We start from the raw sequence: 16,294 nt of genomic DNA on the forward strand, positions 1-16,294 counted from the left end.
GGACCACCAGACGGTGCAATCCACCATAGATAGCCATATCTTGATCCATGAGACTGGAACAACCTGCTTTTCGAGCCACTGGCCACCATTGAGGAACAACAAGCCGAAGCGCGCGAGATCGCAAGCAGACAGGCGAAATGTATGTGCCCGATGGTCTGACGATGAAACTTGGCGTGGATCCTCGGCCATTTTTTCGGCCTCGATGCTCGGCCGCTGCGCCTGGCGTCGGCCCGAGTTTGCTCGTGCGTCGACTCCCTGTCCGGACGTAGCTCGATCTCGCTCCGGACGCCCATTTGCTCCGCAATCCCGCGCCGCTCAGAAGCGTTCAGAGTCTTCCGTCCAGTTTTATCGGGCGGTGAGGTGATGGTTGGTAATATCGATCCGTCGTATCGAGACTTAGAGTAAGAGTGACCGCCAGAACACTTGATCTAGTTCCTCTAGGTGATTGCTCGAAGACTCGAAACGCGAGCTATTCATACTTTGAATAGTGGAGAAATATTAACTTACACTGGTGAAAGTCGCATAATCTATCTTATGGAACTCGATTTTATATCGACATATCAATAACTTGGCCCCTGGTTATAGCGTGTGACAAGCCCGTCTTAGGGGTGCTTTACGGCGAGATTCGGCGAAATGGTCCATCTGGGTTCTCCTAGTTGCAGGGTTTCAGTCAAACCGTCCGGAGGCGAGTGGATCGCTTGCCGGAAAGGTCTCCAGGAGACCCTCGCCCAGGCGTTCATTCTCGCGCGGGCACGGCTCGTATAACCCGGCGCGCTTCTTGACGTCGCCGGGCAGCAGACCTTTGTAGCCCGCAACAGCGTCCTCAGTCGATTTTTGATCGACCATCTTGGCACGATTGTCTCTCCTCTTCCGGTTGACGGCGTTTGATCCGCATCTGAGCGCGGTCACGAGAAATCGGCCGCGCATGCCCTCTCCGTATTGCACGATCCGGCCACTCCGGCGAACGGCACTCAATTCATTAAGCGTTCGTCCCAGGCCCGAAATCTACAATAACCTCAGCGTCGGCAGGTGCTCAGATCTGCTTCCCCCGGTTGGTGGGCGGCCGTCCTGAAGGATGACCCGCATAGAATAGGAGGCAGACAGATGACGAACTCCAAAAATGCGATAGAGCGCGAGGTGATCGAGTCCAAAGTGGATTTTGACACCGTCGTGGAACGAATTTTTGAGAGAATTGGACGAACGGATCGGTTGTCGTTGGAAGAGATTCTCGCCGAAAAAGACTTTCTTCGGTTTTCAGAGCGGATCAAGTCGACGATCGGATCGTCTGGCTTAATGGAGTTCGCGACTTATGACCTGGGCGACGCGCTCGGCAAGGATGGGAACCCCGCAGCCTATAGAATAATCAGGATCGTCGCTGGCAACCCGCTTATCATGCGTCAGATGGTTGCTGCGGTTCCACATGCGGGCTCATATGCCCCCGTGACGATCTTGATTTACGAGGAGGGCGGCTTAGTGAAGCTGGCCTATGATCGAATGGAAAGCTGCCTGCAGAGTTATTCATCCGAGCCGGCCCTCGAAGTCGCGCGAGCGCTCGATCAGAAGGTTTTGAATATCCTCGTCGAGGCGGCTTCGTGACGTCTTGGGGAAAGCTGGCCGGGCGGAAAGTACCGATAGATACAATTTTTCCCCTCGGGTATTTGACATGGTTCGCCCAGTTTCGATCGCGAACTGGAGAACGCAATGGAGCAACCTACAACATATCTCGCATGCCAGGCCGTCTCGCCTGGAAAACTGGAGTTCGTGCGCAAGGAACTCCGCAATCCGCCGGCCGGCTTTGTCCGTGTCAGGGTTGAGGCCTGCGGCGTGTGTCACTCGGACGGCGCAACCGTCGAAGGTGCCTTCCCCATCCAGTGGCCGCGCGTGCCGGGCCACGAAGTTGTCGGAAAAATCGATGTGGTCGGCGACGGCGTCGAAGGCTGGCAGTCCGGACAGCGCGTTGGCGTGGGCTTCCTGGGTGGGAGCTGCGGCCACTGCTCACAGTGCCGTTCGGGCCATCTCGTTAATTGCGAGAACCAAGAGTTCACCGGCATTCAACTGGATGGCGGCTACGCGGAATATATGATTGCAAAGGAGACAGGCCTCGTCCTCATTCCCGACGACCTCTCCAATGTAGAGGCCGCACCGCTCCTTTGCGCGGGCCTCACCACATTCAGCGCTCTGCGCAATTCGAATGCACGGCCTGGTGATCGGGTCGCGATCTTTGGTATCGGTGGCCTCGGTCATCTTGCGGTCCAATATGCACGTCGCATGGGGTATGAGGTGGTTGCGATCGGAAGAAGTGAAGCCGTCGGCGCCTTGGCCATGAGGCTTGGCGCACACCACTACATCGACTCGTCGAAGCGCAATGTCGCAGAGGCGCTCCTTGAGCTCGGCGGGGCTGATCTTGTGCTCGCCACGGCATCAGGCGGCGCGGCTGCAAAGGATACAATCAAGGCAATTCGTCCCCGCGGTCAGATTATCGTGCTCGGGGCCACGCCGGAGCCGGTCGAGGTTCCCACCAACGTGCTTCTGTTCGGAAGCAGATCGATCCAAGGCGCCCTGACGGGCGATCCGGGCACGAGCGAAACGACGTTGAAGTTCAGCGCGCTCCAGGGCGTCAATGCAATCATCGAAGAGATGCCGCTCGCAAGCGCGATCGACGCCTACGCGAAGATGATGGCCGGTCGGGCGAAGTTCCGCATCGTCCTGACGATGTGATTCTTTGCATCTGCCGGCGGATATTCCCTCGGCAAACGTATGTAGGCGACGCCGCCGATTCATCCCGCCGGCGTCGCCTCTTTCTATCGTCCGATGCCCTCTCACGTGCGAGTGAGTACCGCTGTCGAGCCGCAGGTAGCGGATCGTACAATCGCGTCCCGATCACGCACCGTATTTTCGAAATCGAGCGCTCATGGTCGTGGGCAATTAGCCATCTTCAACAGTTGGGGCACTTTGATGAGTGAGAAGGATCCAGAGGGCATCGTTCGATATGACGCGCCGGCGGGCGGGTGGGGTGCCTTGAAGGCCCTTGCTCGCACGTTGAAAGAGCAGCAGGTGGTATTTAGCGGCGTTCACGCTCTCTTGCGGGCCAATCAGCCAGATGGCTTCGATTGCCCCGGCTGCGCTTGGCCCGATCCCAACCACACCTCGGCATTCGAGTTTTGCGAAAATGGGGCGAAGGCGATAACGTGGGAATCCACGAAAAAGCGAGCCGATCCCGGGTTTTTCGCAAGTCACACGGTTTCCGAGCTGTGGACCTGGACAGATCACAAGCTTGAAGATGCGGGCCGTCTCACGAGCCCGATGCTATACGATGCCACAACCGACCATTTTGTCCCGATCGCCTGGGACGATGCGTTGAGCCGTATCGGAGCGTCCCTGCGAGGCCTCTCCGATCCCAATCAGGCAGAATTCTACACCTCCGGACGTGCGTCAAACGAGGCGGCTTTCCTCTACCAGACCTTCGTGCGAGCCTATGGGACGAACAACTTTCCCGACTGTTCGAACATGTGCCATGAGGCGACGTCGGTTGGGCTCCCCAAGTCCATCGGCGTCGGTAAAGGGACGGTGGAACTGAGTGACTTCGACGAATGCGACCTGATCATCAGCATCGGTCACAATCCGGGTACCAATCACCCGAGGATGATGACAACGCTGCATGATTGCTCCCGCAGGGGGGTTCCCATCCTGGTGTTCAATCCGTTGAAGGAGCGCGCGCTTGAGCGGTTTGCCGCGCCCCAGAACCCCGTTGAGATGGTGACCCTAACGTCGACCCCGATTGCTTCGGCTTACCACCAAGTGAAGGCCGGCGGCGATCTAGCTTTGCTGAAGGGTATCATCAAGCTCGTTGTCGAGCGGGACGAGGCAGATCTCGCCGCCGGTGGAGACGGACATCTCGACCGAGATTTCATCTTGATCCATACCTCAGGCATCGATGAGCTTCGCAGCGACGCCGCGTCCACAGAATGGAATCAGATTTGCCGGAAGTCTGGCATCGCCAAGGAAGCGTTTGAATCGATCGCCGATGCTTATATACAAAGCAAACGGGTTATTATTTGTTATGGCATGGGCATTACCCAGCATGCAACCGGGACCGAAGTTGTCCAGCAGCTGGCAAATCTCCTTATGCTGCGCGGCAATATCGGCAAACCAGGCGCTGGGATATGTCCGCTACGAGGTCACTCGAACGTGCAGGGTGATCGGACGGTGGGCATCACCGAGATCCCGAACAAAGACCTCATCGACGGGATGGAGCGCGCCTTCGGATTCCGGCCGCCGTCCGCCAGGGGCCATAATGCGGTTGAGAGCATCGAAGCAATCATAGCCGGCGCCTCGAAGGCGCTCGTCTGTCTAGGCGGAAACCTTGCCGTCGCCATGTCCGATCCCGAAAGGACGTTCGCGGCCATGCGCAAGCTTGATCTCGCTGTCCACTTGGCAACAAAGCCGAACAGGTCACATCTCCTCACCGCTAAAACCACAATCATCCTCCCTGTGCTTGGGCGGACCGATCAGGATATGCAAATTTCCGGACCGCAGTCGGTCACCGTTGAAGACTCCATGTCGATGGTTCATGCCTCCCGAGGCTTCTTGAAACCGCCGACGGACACGCTGATGTCGGAGCCGGCGATCATTGCGGCAATAGCAAAAGCGACATTGGGAGACAGGTACGGAATTCCGTGGGACGAGCTGGTCGGAAATTACGACCGGATTCGGGACAAGATCGAAATCGTCTTTCCGGACTTTCGGGACTTCAACCGTCGCGTCAGGAAGCCTGGCGGCTTTCGGCTCAGCATTCCGGCAGCCAAGAGAGTTTGGAAGACGTCGAACGGGAAAGCAAACTTCCTCGTCGCAAAAGGACTGGAAGAGGATCGCCGTATGACCGGTCCCGATAGTCTCGTGATGACGACGATCCGCAGCCACGGACAGTACAACACCACGGTCTACAATCTGGACGATCGCTATCGCGGTGTCTTCGGGCGCAGAGATGTCGTATTCATGAGCCGGGACGACATGACGGCCCGTGGACTTGCACAGGGTGACCAGGTCGACGTAATTGGCATAGACCACGATCCGGCTGCACCGAGAAGGGTTGTGAGCGGCTTCATTGCCATCGAGTACGACATCCCGACCGGATCAGTTGCCGGCTATTATCCCGAAATGAACCGGATCATCGCTCTTTCGGACTTTGACGCCCAGTCTGGTACGCCTGCCTATAAGGGCGCTCCGGTGACGGTCGAAAAAGCTGCTCTTTTTGTCGACGTCGCCTGTCGGGGTTAAAGCCGTGACTTTATCAAACGCAGCCGGGGCACATTCCTGATTTCCCTTTCACGGAGCAGACGAACATGTACGACGATACAGTCATTAGCTTTGCGCAGGCTGGCGCCCATAAGGTTGACTTGGTCAGAAGTAGGCTCCTAGCGTTCCTCGTGGGCTCGATGATGGCCGGGGTTTACATCGGATTCGGCGATCTTCTCATGTTCACGGCCGGCGCACATGTCGATCCGGCTTGGGCGCATCTCGTCATGGGGATCGTGTTTTCGTCTGGCCTGACCATCGTCGTTTTCGCCGGTTCGGAACTTTTCACAGGGACTGCGATGTACATGCCGCTGGCGGTGTTGACCGGCAAAGCAAGGATATCCGATGTGTTGCTTGTCTGGGTGGCATCGTGGTGCGGCAACCTGGTCGGTGCTATTTTGCTCGCCTCGCTCCTCTACGCGGCAGGCGGTGGTGTGATACTGGGTGATGGACGATCTCTGTTCTTTTCGGTCGTCGAGGGCAAGCTCTCGGCAGGTTCTGCAGAACTGGTTGCGAAGGGCGTCTTGTGCAACTGGTTGGTCTGCCTGGCGATATGGATGGCAGGTCGCACCGAGAACGCTGCCGCCAAGATTATGCTGATCTTCTGGCCCATCACGATCTTCGTCGCTGCTGGCTTCGAGCACTCCGTTGCGAACATGTTTGCGTTCTCGATGGCGCTTCTTGGCCCTCGCCCTGATTCCCTGTCGCTGATGGCGGCTGCGCATAACTTGCTCTGCGTAACCGTGGGCAATCTGCTCGGGGGCTCGATCTTCATGGCTTTCGGCTACTGGATCCAGTTCAACGGCAGCCGACACGTCTCGTTCGAGCCGGCACCCGCAACGCTTATACCGCGCGAAGAAGGCAGTCCGCGATGATCGGATCGAGATAACCTCCACTCCCGCGTTGCTAACCGCGCGTATGGCGGCCAAGGATGCGCCCCGCCCCCGTCGGCGATCATGCCGCAAGTGGCTCTCCGAGCAGCCGACAATCCATCCCCCATGCAAGCGCCTCGTCGCCAAGGTTGCCTTTGGCAGCAAGTCCCTATTCGGCATAGCGCGTTGTCGCCGACGATTCGCCATTGCTAAATATGTATGCGAACGCCGCATCGCGGAATGCGGAAGTGGGACAGAACCTGTTCTCCACGGCCGACGAACGCTCGGCGCATCCCTCCCGGAGCGAGTCCAAAGGCCCATCGACGCTCCGGCGTCACCGTTTCTTAGACCGGCTGTGGCTGCTCTCAAGTTCAGGCGGGCTCCATCCTCGTGCCACCGCTTCCTCGAAGGCATCTCTGTCGCCCAACATTGCGTTGGAGATGATCTTTCCGATATCGTTGAAGCCGGCGATAAAGTCCGGATTGTCGGCGACCGGCGTCACGCCATCGAAAAGCGGCGCCATCTTACCCAAGCCGGCAAGATCTTCCCTGACGAACAGCTGTTTTCTTTTCTCGACTTCGTAGGGGTGCATGCCCAAAAACTGGAGCGCATTCCCGGCTGTGTCGACCGAGCTCGCGAAGACCTCCCTCACGATCTGATCGGCGCCCGCGTGCTCCAGCCGGTAATGATGAAGACGATCATAGGCACGAACAATGATCTTGAGCCGCGTGTTTGCCCGGCGTGCATGTTCGACTATCTCTACCGCGCGATCGGTGTCGTCGATGGCGACAACCAGCAACTTCGCGTTTCCGACACCGGCAGATTCCAGCAGATCCGGTCGACCGGCATCTCCGAAAAAAGACTGAATTCCGAACTTGCGCAGGTTGTCCACGACGTCTGCTCGAAAATCGAGAACCACTGGCTTGTAGCCGTTAGCAAGCAGCATTCTGGTAATGATCTGCCCAAAGCGTCCCAGGCCCGCGACAATGATGGTCCCCTCGTCGGGATGATCTGTGGGTCGCTTGGCGATGTCCCTTCGATCCAGCAAAACCACCAGGCGATCGAAGACGATGAACAGACCTGGCGTGAGGATCATGCCAAGTGCGATGATGAGGACCGCGACCGATGAAAGCGATGACGTGAGCAGACCAGCCTGCTCGCCGATAGACAGGAGCACAAAGCCGAACTCGCCGGCCTGGGCCAGGCCGAGGGCAAGCAACCATCCGGCCGAAGACCTTAATCGAAACAACCAGGCCAGGGGCAAAAGCACTGCGATCTTAACGACAATCAACAGGCCCGCAGCCCCTAGGATGAATGGCCAGCTTTCGAACAGCACCCGGAGCTCGATCTTGGCACCGATCGTCATGAAAAACAGGCCGAGCAGGAGACCTTTGAACGGTTCAATGTCGTTTTCCAACTCGTGCTTGAACTCGCTGTTTGCGAGCACGACGCCGGCCAAGAAAGCCCCGAGAGCCGGGGAAAGTCCGACTGACATCATCAATACGGCAATCCCAACAACCAGCAAGAGGGCTGCGGCGGTGAAGACCTCCCTCAGGCCCAGCATTGCGATCATTCTGAACACCGGGCGCGATAGAAAATGACCGCCCGCAACAACGAAAGCGACAGTGGCCAGGGTCAGGATCGCGGAGGCCCAGGCTGGCAAGTTCGAGAGGAGACCCTGGGTGACATGTTGTGGACCGACCGCCGATCCCACGGACAGCAGAGGGATAAGCGCAAGCATCGGGATGACTGCGAGATCCTGAAAGAGCAGGACCGCGAAACTGGAGCGCCCGCCGTCTGACTCCAACAGCCCGCGTTCCTTCAGCGTCTGCAGAACGATCGCCGTCGAAGATAGCGCAGCGACGAAGCCGAAAAGAACGCCCTGTTGCCAGGTAAAGCCAAATGCAGCCGATACAGCGCAAACGGCGATGACCGTCGCAAGCACCTGCAGTCCTCCAAGCCCGACCAGTTTGGTGCGCAAGCGCCAGACCATCTGCGGGTCGATCTCGAGGCCGATCAGGAACAGCATCATGACGATGCCGAACTCGGAAAAGTGCTCCAGGTATCCTGACGCCGAATCGGAAAAATGCAGCACCGGTCCGACGATGACGCCTGCTGCGATATATCCGACAACAGAACCGAGCCCGATGCGATGAGAAATGATCACGGCCACGACGGCCGCGGCCAGGTAACCAAAGGCATATACTGCAAGGCTTTCCACAGAAGTTAGGCTCCCATGTCGCCGGAACGTGTCACCTGGGCAAGCATTTCACGCGCGGTTCCCGACTTCAGGTCAAAGCGATCTTGAACCAGGTCCCCAAGGAGGGTGCGATAGGCCGCGATGTGAGCCTGCGCCGAGGGGCTGTCGATGTGGTTGGCCGAGTGGAGCACGAAGGGGGGAAGATAGTTCATGCCGCATAGCGACGCGGTCTGTTCAAGCGGCAGAAGAAATTGGCCGAACGGATGCCGGTTTCCCCCTGACCGCGAATAGTCCCCATCGCTTCCCCCGGTGGTCGTAGCGATAAGCAAGAACTTCCCCTCGAGCTTTCGGCCTGTCGGTCCATAGGCGAAGCCGTACTCGAGAACCAGATCCTGCCACTCCTTCAAAATGGCAGGGGTCGAATACCAAAATGTTGGAAACTGAAGCACAATCAGATCGTGTTCGAGCAAGCGAACTTGCTCTCGATCGGGATTGATGTCGAAGCGTGGATACTCTGCATAGAGGTCCACGAAGGAGATGCCTTCGACACCTCTGGCTTCCCGGGCCATCGACAAATTAATGCTGGATTTCCGCTGGGCGGGATGCGCAAACAGAACTAGGACACGCATCTGGCTTCCTTGTGTCGGTCAAAGTAAAGAATTAGCGCATCGAAATCACAGCTTGTGCTCGCGCGACACCGTACAGTCGACAAACACGCTTTCTTGGACGATCCGGTCGAAAAACAGCGGCCTTCCTCTGCATGTGCGCGTCTCAATGCGACCGTTTCAGACAAGAACTATTCCTGGGTTGCATTCTAAACCGGAGCGAACGACGGAGACCGATGAATCCCATGACCTTGAACGAGGTACTTTCCGATCCGCTTGTCGCAATGCTCAACGCAGCAGATGGCATCGATGAAGACGAATTTGCTTTTATGCTGATGGAGGCAGCAGAGCGATGGGATTTGGCGGAAAGCGATCGGCCAGCTATTCGGTCGAGCGGGAGGACGCGTATGGAAGCTTTCAGCCGGGAGACCTGCCGGTGACGGCGGGCGCATATCCGAGAGCAATTCACTTTTGCGCTGGCGGCAATAGGGGGAGACATGTGGAGACGCGTTCGACGCTGGCGACCGTAAGCCATTCAACGCGAGCTTGAGTTCCGCGACCGTGCGCGGTTCGATAACTGCCTTATCGTGTGCGGCGGGCTCGCGGACAGTGAAACGATAGCCCGCGCCGTGAAACCCCGGCTGGTGCAAGGCCGAGCTCATGCATTTGGACGCGGGACTGCGGCTCGCAAGCAACCCTGAGGCGTCCCGTCAGATGATGCTGGATGCGTATGAGTTCGCTCGCGGCAAAGGCGCCAGATTCTGTGAACCCAGAGCTGCGGCAAGTCTTCTCGTTCACCCAAAGGCCGTTGTCAAAAGCAAGGCCAAGCACCGCCTTCGAGACACGCTTTCCGCTTTTGAGGGCGAGCTTGAAGTGGCAGACCTCACCGCGGCGCGTGCGTTAATCTGTTCGCCGCACCTCGTTCCCCGACTTGTGGCGCTGTGTAGTTATGGGCCCTTAAATAGCTGAGCATTGTCGCTGCGTCCGATACCGTCACGCTCAATCCGTCGGAATTGTCAGTAAGGCCTGGCTCTGTGAAAATGGAGCGGATCTCTCCGTCGACGACATGCATCGAATATCGCCAGCTCCGCAATCCCATGCCGTTGCTGGTTTGTTGAACCAGCATTCCCATTTGCCGCGTAAAATCCCCATTACCGTCCGGGAGCATTCGAACCTTCTGAACGCCTCGTGCTTTCGCCCATTGGTACATGACAAAGGCATCGTTCACCGCAACGCAAACGACTTCATCGACACCGACTTCACGAAAGTCATCATAATTTTGCTCAAAACCGGGCAAATGGCTTTCGGAGCAGGCGGGCGTGAAGGCACCTGGGAGCCCAAACAGGACGATGTTGCGTCCCGAAAAAATCTCATCCGACGTAATCGTCTTCCACTCAAAAGGATTAGGACCTTCAAGGGCGTCATTTCTCACGCGCGTGTGAAAACTGATATTCGGGACGATTGCTGGGGGCATTGGTCTTCTCTCTAGTAGGAATCATGGCGCTGCAAGGGCGAGCTCAGGCACTAGCCCTTCAGGGAAAGTCAATGACGAGCGATGAACGACGCGACGGCATCGGCGACGAATTCAGGTTCCTGATGATGCGGCGCGTGGCCCGCTTGGGGGATCGTGAGGAGGTGCATTGTCTTCCAGGCACGGGATAGACCGTACCAATTATCGACCGGGCACGCGATATCGTGGTCACCGCCGATCACCAGCATCGGCTTTTCACAATCCGACAGGTAGGACATGTATCTTCCATCTGCATCCGGGAAAATCGTCGTCCTGTCCGTCGCTTCGCTCAGCAGCTTCAAAAACGTCCCTTCCGCGATGGCGGGCGATCGGTCCGTTTGACGCTCTGCGATGCGTGCGTGCGACCTGGTGGCTGCCGCTCTGCTCGATTCCGATTCCGGTTCGAAGAACAGGACGTGTTCATCCTCAAGATCGTTGACGGGCTTCATCGCGGTCCTCATGAACACTGCCTCCCCCGGGACCTGCGGCTTTCCGGGCGGGGCAGTTCCAATCAGGACGACGTGAGAAACCCTTTCTGGATAGATCGCCGTAACGACTTGAGCGACGACGCCCCCTAAAGACCATCCTCCCATGATCACCCTGTCAAACCCCAGATGATCCATCAGGTCCTTCGCATCCTTCGCCAAAGACTCACGAATATAGGTCGGCTCGCCCGTCGACGCCCCAAGACCCGTGTAGTCGAATGTCACGACTGTGAAATGCTTTGCAAGTTCATCGAGGAAAAGCGGGTCCCATACATCGAGGGTCCCTCGAAACCGCACCGCAAGGAAGAGCGGCGTGCCCTTACCGATTTTTCGGTAGGCAAGTGTCCTGCCCTCAACTTCAGCAAATTCGGTAGGCGCGCTGACCGAGCTGGAAGTTATCATTATTCGACCCCTTTCGTGTTAGTTTTCCGGTTCACCGACTGCAGCGAAGAGCATGTTCAATGCCTCCGAGACAGTCGGGTGCGCGAAAATGCCGTCCCGCAAAGCGGTAAAGGGCAGTTCGCCAAGCATTGCCATCTGGACCACCGTCATCACTTCGCCGGCGCTGACGCCCAGCATGCTGAGGCCCAGTACTGCCGCGACAACATTATGCGAGTTCCGCAGTCGAGCAGCTCAGCCTTCGCCACCTGTGAGCGTCGGCAGGGGCTGGTCTAGCGCCCGACTCTGCGCGCCGCCATCGCAAAGGAGTCATTCCGACGAAGCGCTTGAATATCTTTGAAAGATGGGCTTGATCGCTTAGCCCGCACGCCTGTGCGATCTGGCTGAGCGGCTCTTCGGTCGTCGCGATCAGGTATTTTGCGGCTTCCACGCGGCGAAGGAGGACATAGTCGTAGGGCGAGCGGCCGAACGATTCCTTGAAGCCTTTTGAGAACCGACTGGCGCTCAGTCGAACCTGCTGACCGAGGCTTTCGACGCGGATAGTTCCGTCAATATTGTCGTCAACATACCGGACGATCTTGTTTTTCTGCCAATCGGAAAGGCCAGCGAGTTTCCGGCGCGGCCCCGCCGCTTCTTGGGCAGCTTTCGCGTCGCGTGGAGCCACGACAGCCCCGGCGAACTCCGGCAACGTGATATTCGGATCGTACCGAAAGCTGATCTGGATCAGGTTTGAAGAAAATGAAACCGGTTCACCCATCGCTGCATACCTCGCTTCTGTAACGAGGGAACGCTAACGTGGCGCCGCTACGCTAAGCGAGTTAAGCGATGTTAAGAGTGGTTATGGGTGCTCCTTCGCGCCGCAACGTCGTCCAAAATCAGCGCCTTAGGCCTTGGAACCACCGTCCGCAGACGTTGACGCGTTAAGACTTGATTTTACAAGAATTAGGACGAAATGCGGTTTAGCGGTCAACGAACATTATAAAGCCGAGGCGCTAACAACTGACGGAATTTAAACGGAGATAATTTTGAACGAGCGAACAGGGATCCATCCCCGTCCCTTCGCCGGGCGAGTGGCACTTTTGACCAATGCGGACCAGGGCGTGGGCATTGCGACTGCCTGCGCGTTGGCTCAGAGCGGCGCCGACTTGGTGCTAACACTGAACACGCAGGAGGCGGGCGAGCGGATACTCCAGGCCATTCAACCTTTCGGCGTCCGTGTTGCCATATATCCTTCGTCCGCCAGCCCCTCGCCGGCTGATTTCCTCCGAATTACCCGAACAGCCATAGCGGACTTCGGCCGGATTGATATCGTGATCGCCAACTGCGAAAACCGTGTCCACGGACAGATTGACGATGAAGACCTGGACGAAGATGCAGTCGAGCACCAGCTTGCAATCCATATACGCTCGACCACGGCGCTGATCCGCGCCGCGGTGAGGGTGATGAGCTCGGGTGGCCGGATTGTCGCGCTCGGAGCGAGTTTGGCAGATCGCGTCGGAACGCCCGGCCTTGCGGACTTTGCTGCGACCCAAGCTGCACTATCGGCATTTTGTCGGGGAGCCGCTCACGATATTGGCCCTCGCGGCATAACAGTTAATGTTGTGCAGATCGGTGCGATCGAAACGACGCAAGGCTTTGCGCTCCCCGAAATAATGGAAGCTGAGCGAGAATCGAATGCATTAAAGCGCCTTGGTCGACCTGAAGAAGTGGCAAATGCGATCCTTTTCCTCGCGAGCCCAGGGGCGTCCTTCATCACCGGCGCAGTGCTCAACGTTGACGGTGGCTACAACGCCTAAAGCATTGGATCAGAAAACAACATTAGTTGAAGGCGTTGCCCAAGACCATTCAGAACCCTATAGGTATTTGGGGGGCCTGGGAATGGCTGCGGGGTGGCGTGCTCTGCAGGGCGCGCCCGTTTGAGCTGCCCCGCCTATCGCCCAGGCCCGTCAAACATCTGATTGAACGAATGGGCCAACTGAGGTTTGGTAGCTTCGAACTCGACATACCGGGGCGGCGTCTGTCTGCGGCCGGGAACGCCTTACATCTCGGCGGCAAGGCTTTCGACATTCTGGCTGTTCTGGCTTCGCGCGCCGGAGAGATCATCCGCAAGCAAGAGCTGATTTCCCTGGTGTGGCCGGATACGACCGTGGAAGACGGGGCGCTTCGCGTCCATATTGTCAGCCTGAGAAAGCTCTTGAGCGACATTGATGGTGGGCGATATATCGAGAACGTTCCAGGCCGGGGCTACGTTTTTGTCGTTGCCGTCACGGAGGCGAAAGCATTTGACAGCGATGGACCAGCATCGGCCTCCACCAATCAGACCGGTGTGTTGTCGATCGCATCAAACCTCCCTCGGCTTGCAAGCCGACTGATCGGGCGGGAGGAGTTCATCGACGCCACAGCCGAAGCACTGAGAGTGAACAGGCTCGTGACGATCTCAGGCACGGGCGGGATTGGGAAAACCTCCGTTGCGTTGGCAGTTGGCGACAGCCGAGACAAGCGAACGCTGTTTGTTGATCTGGCGGCGTTGAATGACGGCCAACAGATTATGCCGACGCTGGCGTCCCTATTAGGCATCACCGCATTTGCCAATGATATCGAGGCGGGCGTTCTCAATGTCTTGGCTGAGGAGGATCTTTTGCTCATCTTCGACAATTGTGAGCATTTGATTGACGCAGTTGCCACAGCTGTCGAACGCATCCTCGGATCAGCGACAAGTATTTCGATCCTTGCAACCAGCCGGGAGCCGCTCAGGGTAGCAGGCGAGCGCATCCGGCAGCTACCTTCGCTGCAGGTTCCGCCCGAAGGCTTGTCGGCGAGTGAAGCCCTTTCGTACTCAGCCGTGCAACTTTTTATTGAACGCGTTGCACAGTCGTCGGATCTTGAGGACCTGGATCAGCCCGACAGCGTCTTGATGGTCGCCTCTGTCGTCCGGCAGCTCGACGGGATCCCCTTGGCGATCGAGCTTGCTGCTTCTCGCGCCGCGAGCTTGGGTTTGGCGCACCTCGCTGCCTCGCTGGATAATCCTTTCGCGATCCTTCGAAAGGGACGAAGGACCGCTCCGCCACGGCAGCAGACATTAAGAGCTACGCTCGACTGGAGTTATGACAGCCTCACGACGGAAGAGCGGACGCTTCTCCAGGACGTCGCAGTTTTCGCAGGCCCATTCACAGCCTCGGCTGCCCAAGCCTTGAGCTCATCTCATATTGGCCAGGAAAAGTTTCACGAGACTTTCGACGGACTGTTTCTAAAGTCCTTTCTCTCGGTCGTTGGAGGCGATGGAACATACCGTCTGCTTGAGACGACGCGCCGTTACGCATTGGAAAAACTGACGGAGGCAGGCAGAGCCATCTCGCAGCGCACCGCACATGCACTTTATTGCGAGCAGAAACTCGCTGCCGCCGAAATCGATTGGAAGAGTTTGACGACGAAGGACTGGGTGCAACGATACCTGTCTCTCGTCAACGACGTGCGTTTGGCCGTGCGATGGTCAATGCCGGAGACCGGCTATGAGCAGTATGCCGTTGCGCTCATCGCCAAATCCCATGTACTTTGGGTTCAACTGGGATTGATGAGCGAACAGGCGAAACTCGTCGAATGGGCACTCGGATTTCTACCCAGATCCGGCCACGCAGGCACCGAAGTTGAAATTCAACTTCGCATCGCCCGTGGCGGGCTTTTGTATCATACTCGCGCGTTCATCGATGACGAGGCCGCCGCCGAAGAGTTCGTCAAGGCCGGGGAAATTGCGCGTGCGGCTGGCGACATCCCCAAATACATCCAGGCGATGACCGGCGCGAACTCGATCTGGACTTCAAACGGACACTACACTCGATCGATTGAGAAAGCGCTCGCCATCCGATCGGAGCTTTCGCAGATACCCGCGAATGTCTTCAGCCGGATGCTGGACAGTCCCCACTTCTTCCGTGGAGATCTTTCGGATGCGATCCGGGAAGCCGAAGGATCTATCGAGAATGCGAAGGGTCTACTGCGGTCAACGCAGAATACCGGTGTCGGATACGAGCAACGGATGATCGCCTCGACGATTGTCGCATTTTCCGGTTTCTTGCGGGGCGAAACCTCGAAGGCCCTCAAGCATCTTCAGGCATTGGAGAAAGAAGCAAAGGAGCTGGATTACGCAATCTCGACCCTGCTTCTCCTCATGACCGCTGCATGTCCCGTGGCCTATCTTGTCGGCGACAGGACGACGGCGATCCGGCAGTTGGACCACGTCGCGGGCCTGGTCCAAGCTCATAACCTCCAGCGCTGGGCGTTATGGCTTCGAGGTTATCGAAGGATCATTGTCGATTGCGCGCCGGTTGAAGGCCTCGCCGATGAGTTCGCCGATGCGCGTGGCGCCCTGCTTGATTATCTTGTGACCCTGGCTGGAGATCGAGCCCCCCTCGACGCACTGGACCGTGCACTCTCTGGTGAAGTCGGATGGAGCAGACCCGAACTGCTGCGGCTCAAGTCTGAGCGACTGCTGGCGGTTGATGAAGCGCAATCTCGAGCGCTGGTTCTTCAGTCGCTACAGCTTTCCCAGGAAATGGGAGCCTCGTTCTGGGAACTGCGATGCGCATTGTCTGCGTTTCAGTTCGATGCTGGAACCTTCCGCCCTGCCCTAGTCGGTGCGCTATCAAAAGTGGACGATAACCTTACGACAACGGATATGCTAAAGGCGCGCGCTCTTCTGGAGTCCGGAACTGGTCTCGTCTGAAGCCGAGAATTGCGACGGGCGATACCCGCAATGGCGTCGCTTTGAGCGGCATTCGCTAGGACTCGGTAGCCGAGGCATTGTCTGAAAACGACATCCCGTTCCATGGAGCGGGATCGCACAAGACTCGCCCAGCACGCATCGTCTAGCCAGTCGAGATGCGCGAAATCGCCCTTGACCCCCTTGCGGAAGCAACGGCCCTGATACTTTTCCG

General features: G+C 57.6%; 14 protein-coding genes. 7 read left to right on the forward strand and 7 right to left on the reverse strand.

Annotated features, from left to right (window positions below; translation table 11 throughout):
* Positions 1–666: 666 nt before the first annotated feature.
* Complete coding sequence (locus NKH02_RS04105; protein ID WP_352869862.1) at positions 667–927, reverse strand: hypothetical protein; 261 nt, start codon at positions 925–927, stop codon at positions 667–669.
* A gap of 177 nt (positions 928–1,104) precedes the next feature.
* On the opposite strand from NKH02_RS04105, the gene NKH02_RS04110 reads away from it, so the two are divergent.
* From NKH02_RS04110 to NKH02_RS04125, 4 genes are all read left to right on the forward strand, one after another.
* Positions 1,105–1,596, forward strand: a complete 492-nt coding sequence (locus tag NKH02_RS04110; RefSeq protein WP_352876580.1) for a DUF302 domain-containing protein — start codon at positions 1,105–1,107, stop codon at positions 1,594–1,596.
* Between the two features lie 105 nt (positions 1,597–1,701).
* Positions 1,702–2,718 (forward strand): alcohol dehydrogenase catalytic domain-containing protein, encoded by a 1,017-nt coding sequence (locus tag NKH02_RS04115; protein WP_352876583.1) that lies wholly within the window; start codon positions 1,702–1,704, stop codon positions 2,716–2,718.
* A gap of 237 nt (positions 2,719–2,955) precedes the next feature.
* The gene (locus NKH02_RS04120) at positions 2,956–5,277 is read left to right on the forward strand and encodes an FdhF/YdeP family oxidoreductase (protein ID WP_352869857.1); all 2,322 of its coding nucleotides are present in this window, start codon (positions 2,956–2,958) and stop codon (positions 5,275–5,277) included.
* Positions 5,278–5,342: 65 nt separating this feature from the next.
* A complete protein-coding gene (locus tag NKH02_RS04125) occupies positions 5,343–6,170 on the forward strand; it encodes a formate/nitrite transporter family protein (protein ID WP_352869855.1) in 828 nt (275 codons plus the stop codon).
* Between the two features lie 331 nt (positions 6,171–6,501).
* Here the strand turns inward: NKH02_RS04125 and NKH02_RS04130 are convergent, their stop codons facing one another.
* The gene (locus NKH02_RS04130) at positions 6,502–8,388 is read right to left on the reverse strand and encodes a monovalent cation:proton antiporter-2 (CPA2) family protein (protein WP_352869854.1); all 1,887 of its coding nucleotides are present in this window, start codon (positions 8,386–8,388) and stop codon (positions 6,502–6,504) included.
* 5 nt (positions 8,389–8,393) lie between these two features.
* Positions 8,394–8,996, reverse strand: a complete 603-nt coding sequence (locus NKH02_RS04135) for an NAD(P)H-dependent oxidoreductase (RefSeq protein WP_352869853.1) — start codon at positions 8,994–8,996, stop codon at positions 8,394–8,396.
* Between the two features lie 221 nt (positions 8,997–9,217).
* Here NKH02_RS04135 and NKH02_RS04140 point away from each other — a divergent pair, with 221 nt between their 5' ends.
* On the forward strand, positions 9,218–9,412 hold the full coding sequence (locus NKH02_RS04140) for a hypothetical protein (RefSeq protein WP_352869852.1): 195 nt from the start codon (positions 9,218–9,220) through the stop codon (positions 9,410–9,412).
* A 443-nt stretch (positions 9,413–9,855) separates the two neighbouring features.
* Here NKH02_RS04140 and NKH02_RS04145 read toward each other — a convergent pair whose 3' ends face one another.
* The 4 genes from NKH02_RS04145 to NKH02_RS04160 form a co-directional block, all read right to left on the reverse strand.
* Entirely contained in the window at positions 9,856–10,446 is a 591-nt protein-coding gene (locus NKH02_RS04145; protein WP_352869851.1) for a peroxiredoxin, read from the reverse strand.
* Between the two features lie 68 nt (positions 10,447–10,514).
* Positions 10,515–11,369: an alpha/beta fold hydrolase gene (locus NKH02_RS04150; protein ID WP_352869850.1), complete on the reverse strand. Its 855-nt coding sequence runs from the start codon at positions 11,367–11,369 to the stop codon at positions 10,515–10,517.
* An 18-nt stretch (positions 11,370–11,387) separates the two neighbouring features.
* The gene (locus tag NKH02_RS04155) at positions 11,388–11,591 is read right to left on the reverse strand and encodes an oxidoreductase dimerization domain-containing protein (protein WP_352876626.1); all 204 of its coding nucleotides are present in this window, start codon (positions 11,589–11,591) and stop codon (positions 11,388–11,390) included.
* Positions 11,575–12,123, reverse strand: a complete 549-nt coding sequence (locus tag NKH02_RS04160; protein WP_352869849.1) for a helix-turn-helix domain-containing protein — start codon at positions 12,121–12,123, stop codon at positions 11,575–11,577. Before NKH02_RS04160 ends, NKH02_RS04155 begins: the two co-directional genes overlap by 17 nt.
* Before the next feature lie 268 nt (positions 12,124–12,391).
* On the opposite strand from NKH02_RS04160, the gene NKH02_RS04165 reads away from it, so the two are divergent.
* Together NKH02_RS04165 and NKH02_RS04170 are read left to right on the forward strand one after the other, a co-directional pair.
* Complete coding sequence (locus tag NKH02_RS04165) at positions 12,392–13,162, forward strand: SDR family NAD(P)-dependent oxidoreductase (RefSeq protein WP_352869847.1); 771 nt, start codon at positions 12,392–12,394, stop codon at positions 13,160–13,162.
* A 26-nt stretch (positions 13,163–13,188) separates the two neighbouring features.
* Positions 13,189–16,083 (forward strand): ATP-binding protein, encoded by a 2,895-nt coding sequence (locus NKH02_RS04170; protein ID WP_352869846.1) that lies wholly within the window; start codon positions 13,189–13,191, stop codon positions 16,081–16,083.
* Positions 16,084–16,294 lie beyond the last annotated feature (211 nt).

Source organism: Mesorhizobium sp. M1396 (genome assembly GCF_040317725.1).
Taxonomy (GTDB): domain Bacteria; phylum Pseudomonadota; class Alphaproteobacteria; order Rhizobiales; family Rhizobiaceae; genus Mesorhizobium.

What these genes read in the sequence shown, in the direction of transcription:
- NKH02_RS04105 (WP_352869862.1), bottom strand. Translation starts at nt 927, where the DNA reads ATGCGCGGCCGATTTCTCGTGACCGCGCTCAGATGCGGATCAAACGCC.
- NKH02_RS04110 (WP_352876580.1), top strand. Translation starts at nt 1,105, where the DNA reads ATGACGAACTCCAAAAATGCGATAGAGCGCGAGGTGATCGAGTCCAAA.
- NKH02_RS04115 (WP_352876583.1), top strand. Translation starts at nt 1,702, where the DNA reads ATGGAGCAACCTACAACATATCTCGCATGCCAGGCCGTCTCGCCTGGA.
- NKH02_RS04120 (WP_352869857.1), top strand. Translation starts at nt 2,956, where the DNA reads ATGAGTGAGAAGGATCCAGAGGGCATCGTTCGATATGACGCGCCGGCG.
- NKH02_RS04125 (WP_352869855.1), top strand. Translation starts at nt 5,343, where the DNA reads ATGTACGACGATACAGTCATTAGCTTTGCGCAGGCTGGCGCCCATAAG.
- NKH02_RS04135 (WP_352869853.1), bottom strand. Translation starts at nt 8,996, where the DNA reads ATGCGTGTCCTAGTTCTGTTTGCGCATCCCGCCCAGCGGAAATCCAGC.
- NKH02_RS04140 (WP_352869852.1), top strand. Translation starts at nt 9,218, where the DNA reads ATGACCTTGAACGAGGTACTTTCCGATCCGCTTGTCGCAATGCTCAAC.
- NKH02_RS04145 (WP_352869851.1), bottom strand. Translation starts at nt 10,446, where the DNA reads ATGCCCCCAGCAATCGTCCCGAATATCAGTTTTCACACGCGCGTGAGA.
- NKH02_RS04150 (WP_352869850.1), bottom strand. Translation starts at nt 11,369, where the DNA reads ATGATAACTTCCAGCTCGGTCAGCGCGCCTACCGAATTTGCTGAAGTT.
- NKH02_RS04160 (WP_352869849.1), bottom strand. Translation starts at nt 12,123, where the DNA reads ATGGGTGAACCGGTTTCATTTTCTTCAAACCTGATCCAGATCAGCTTT.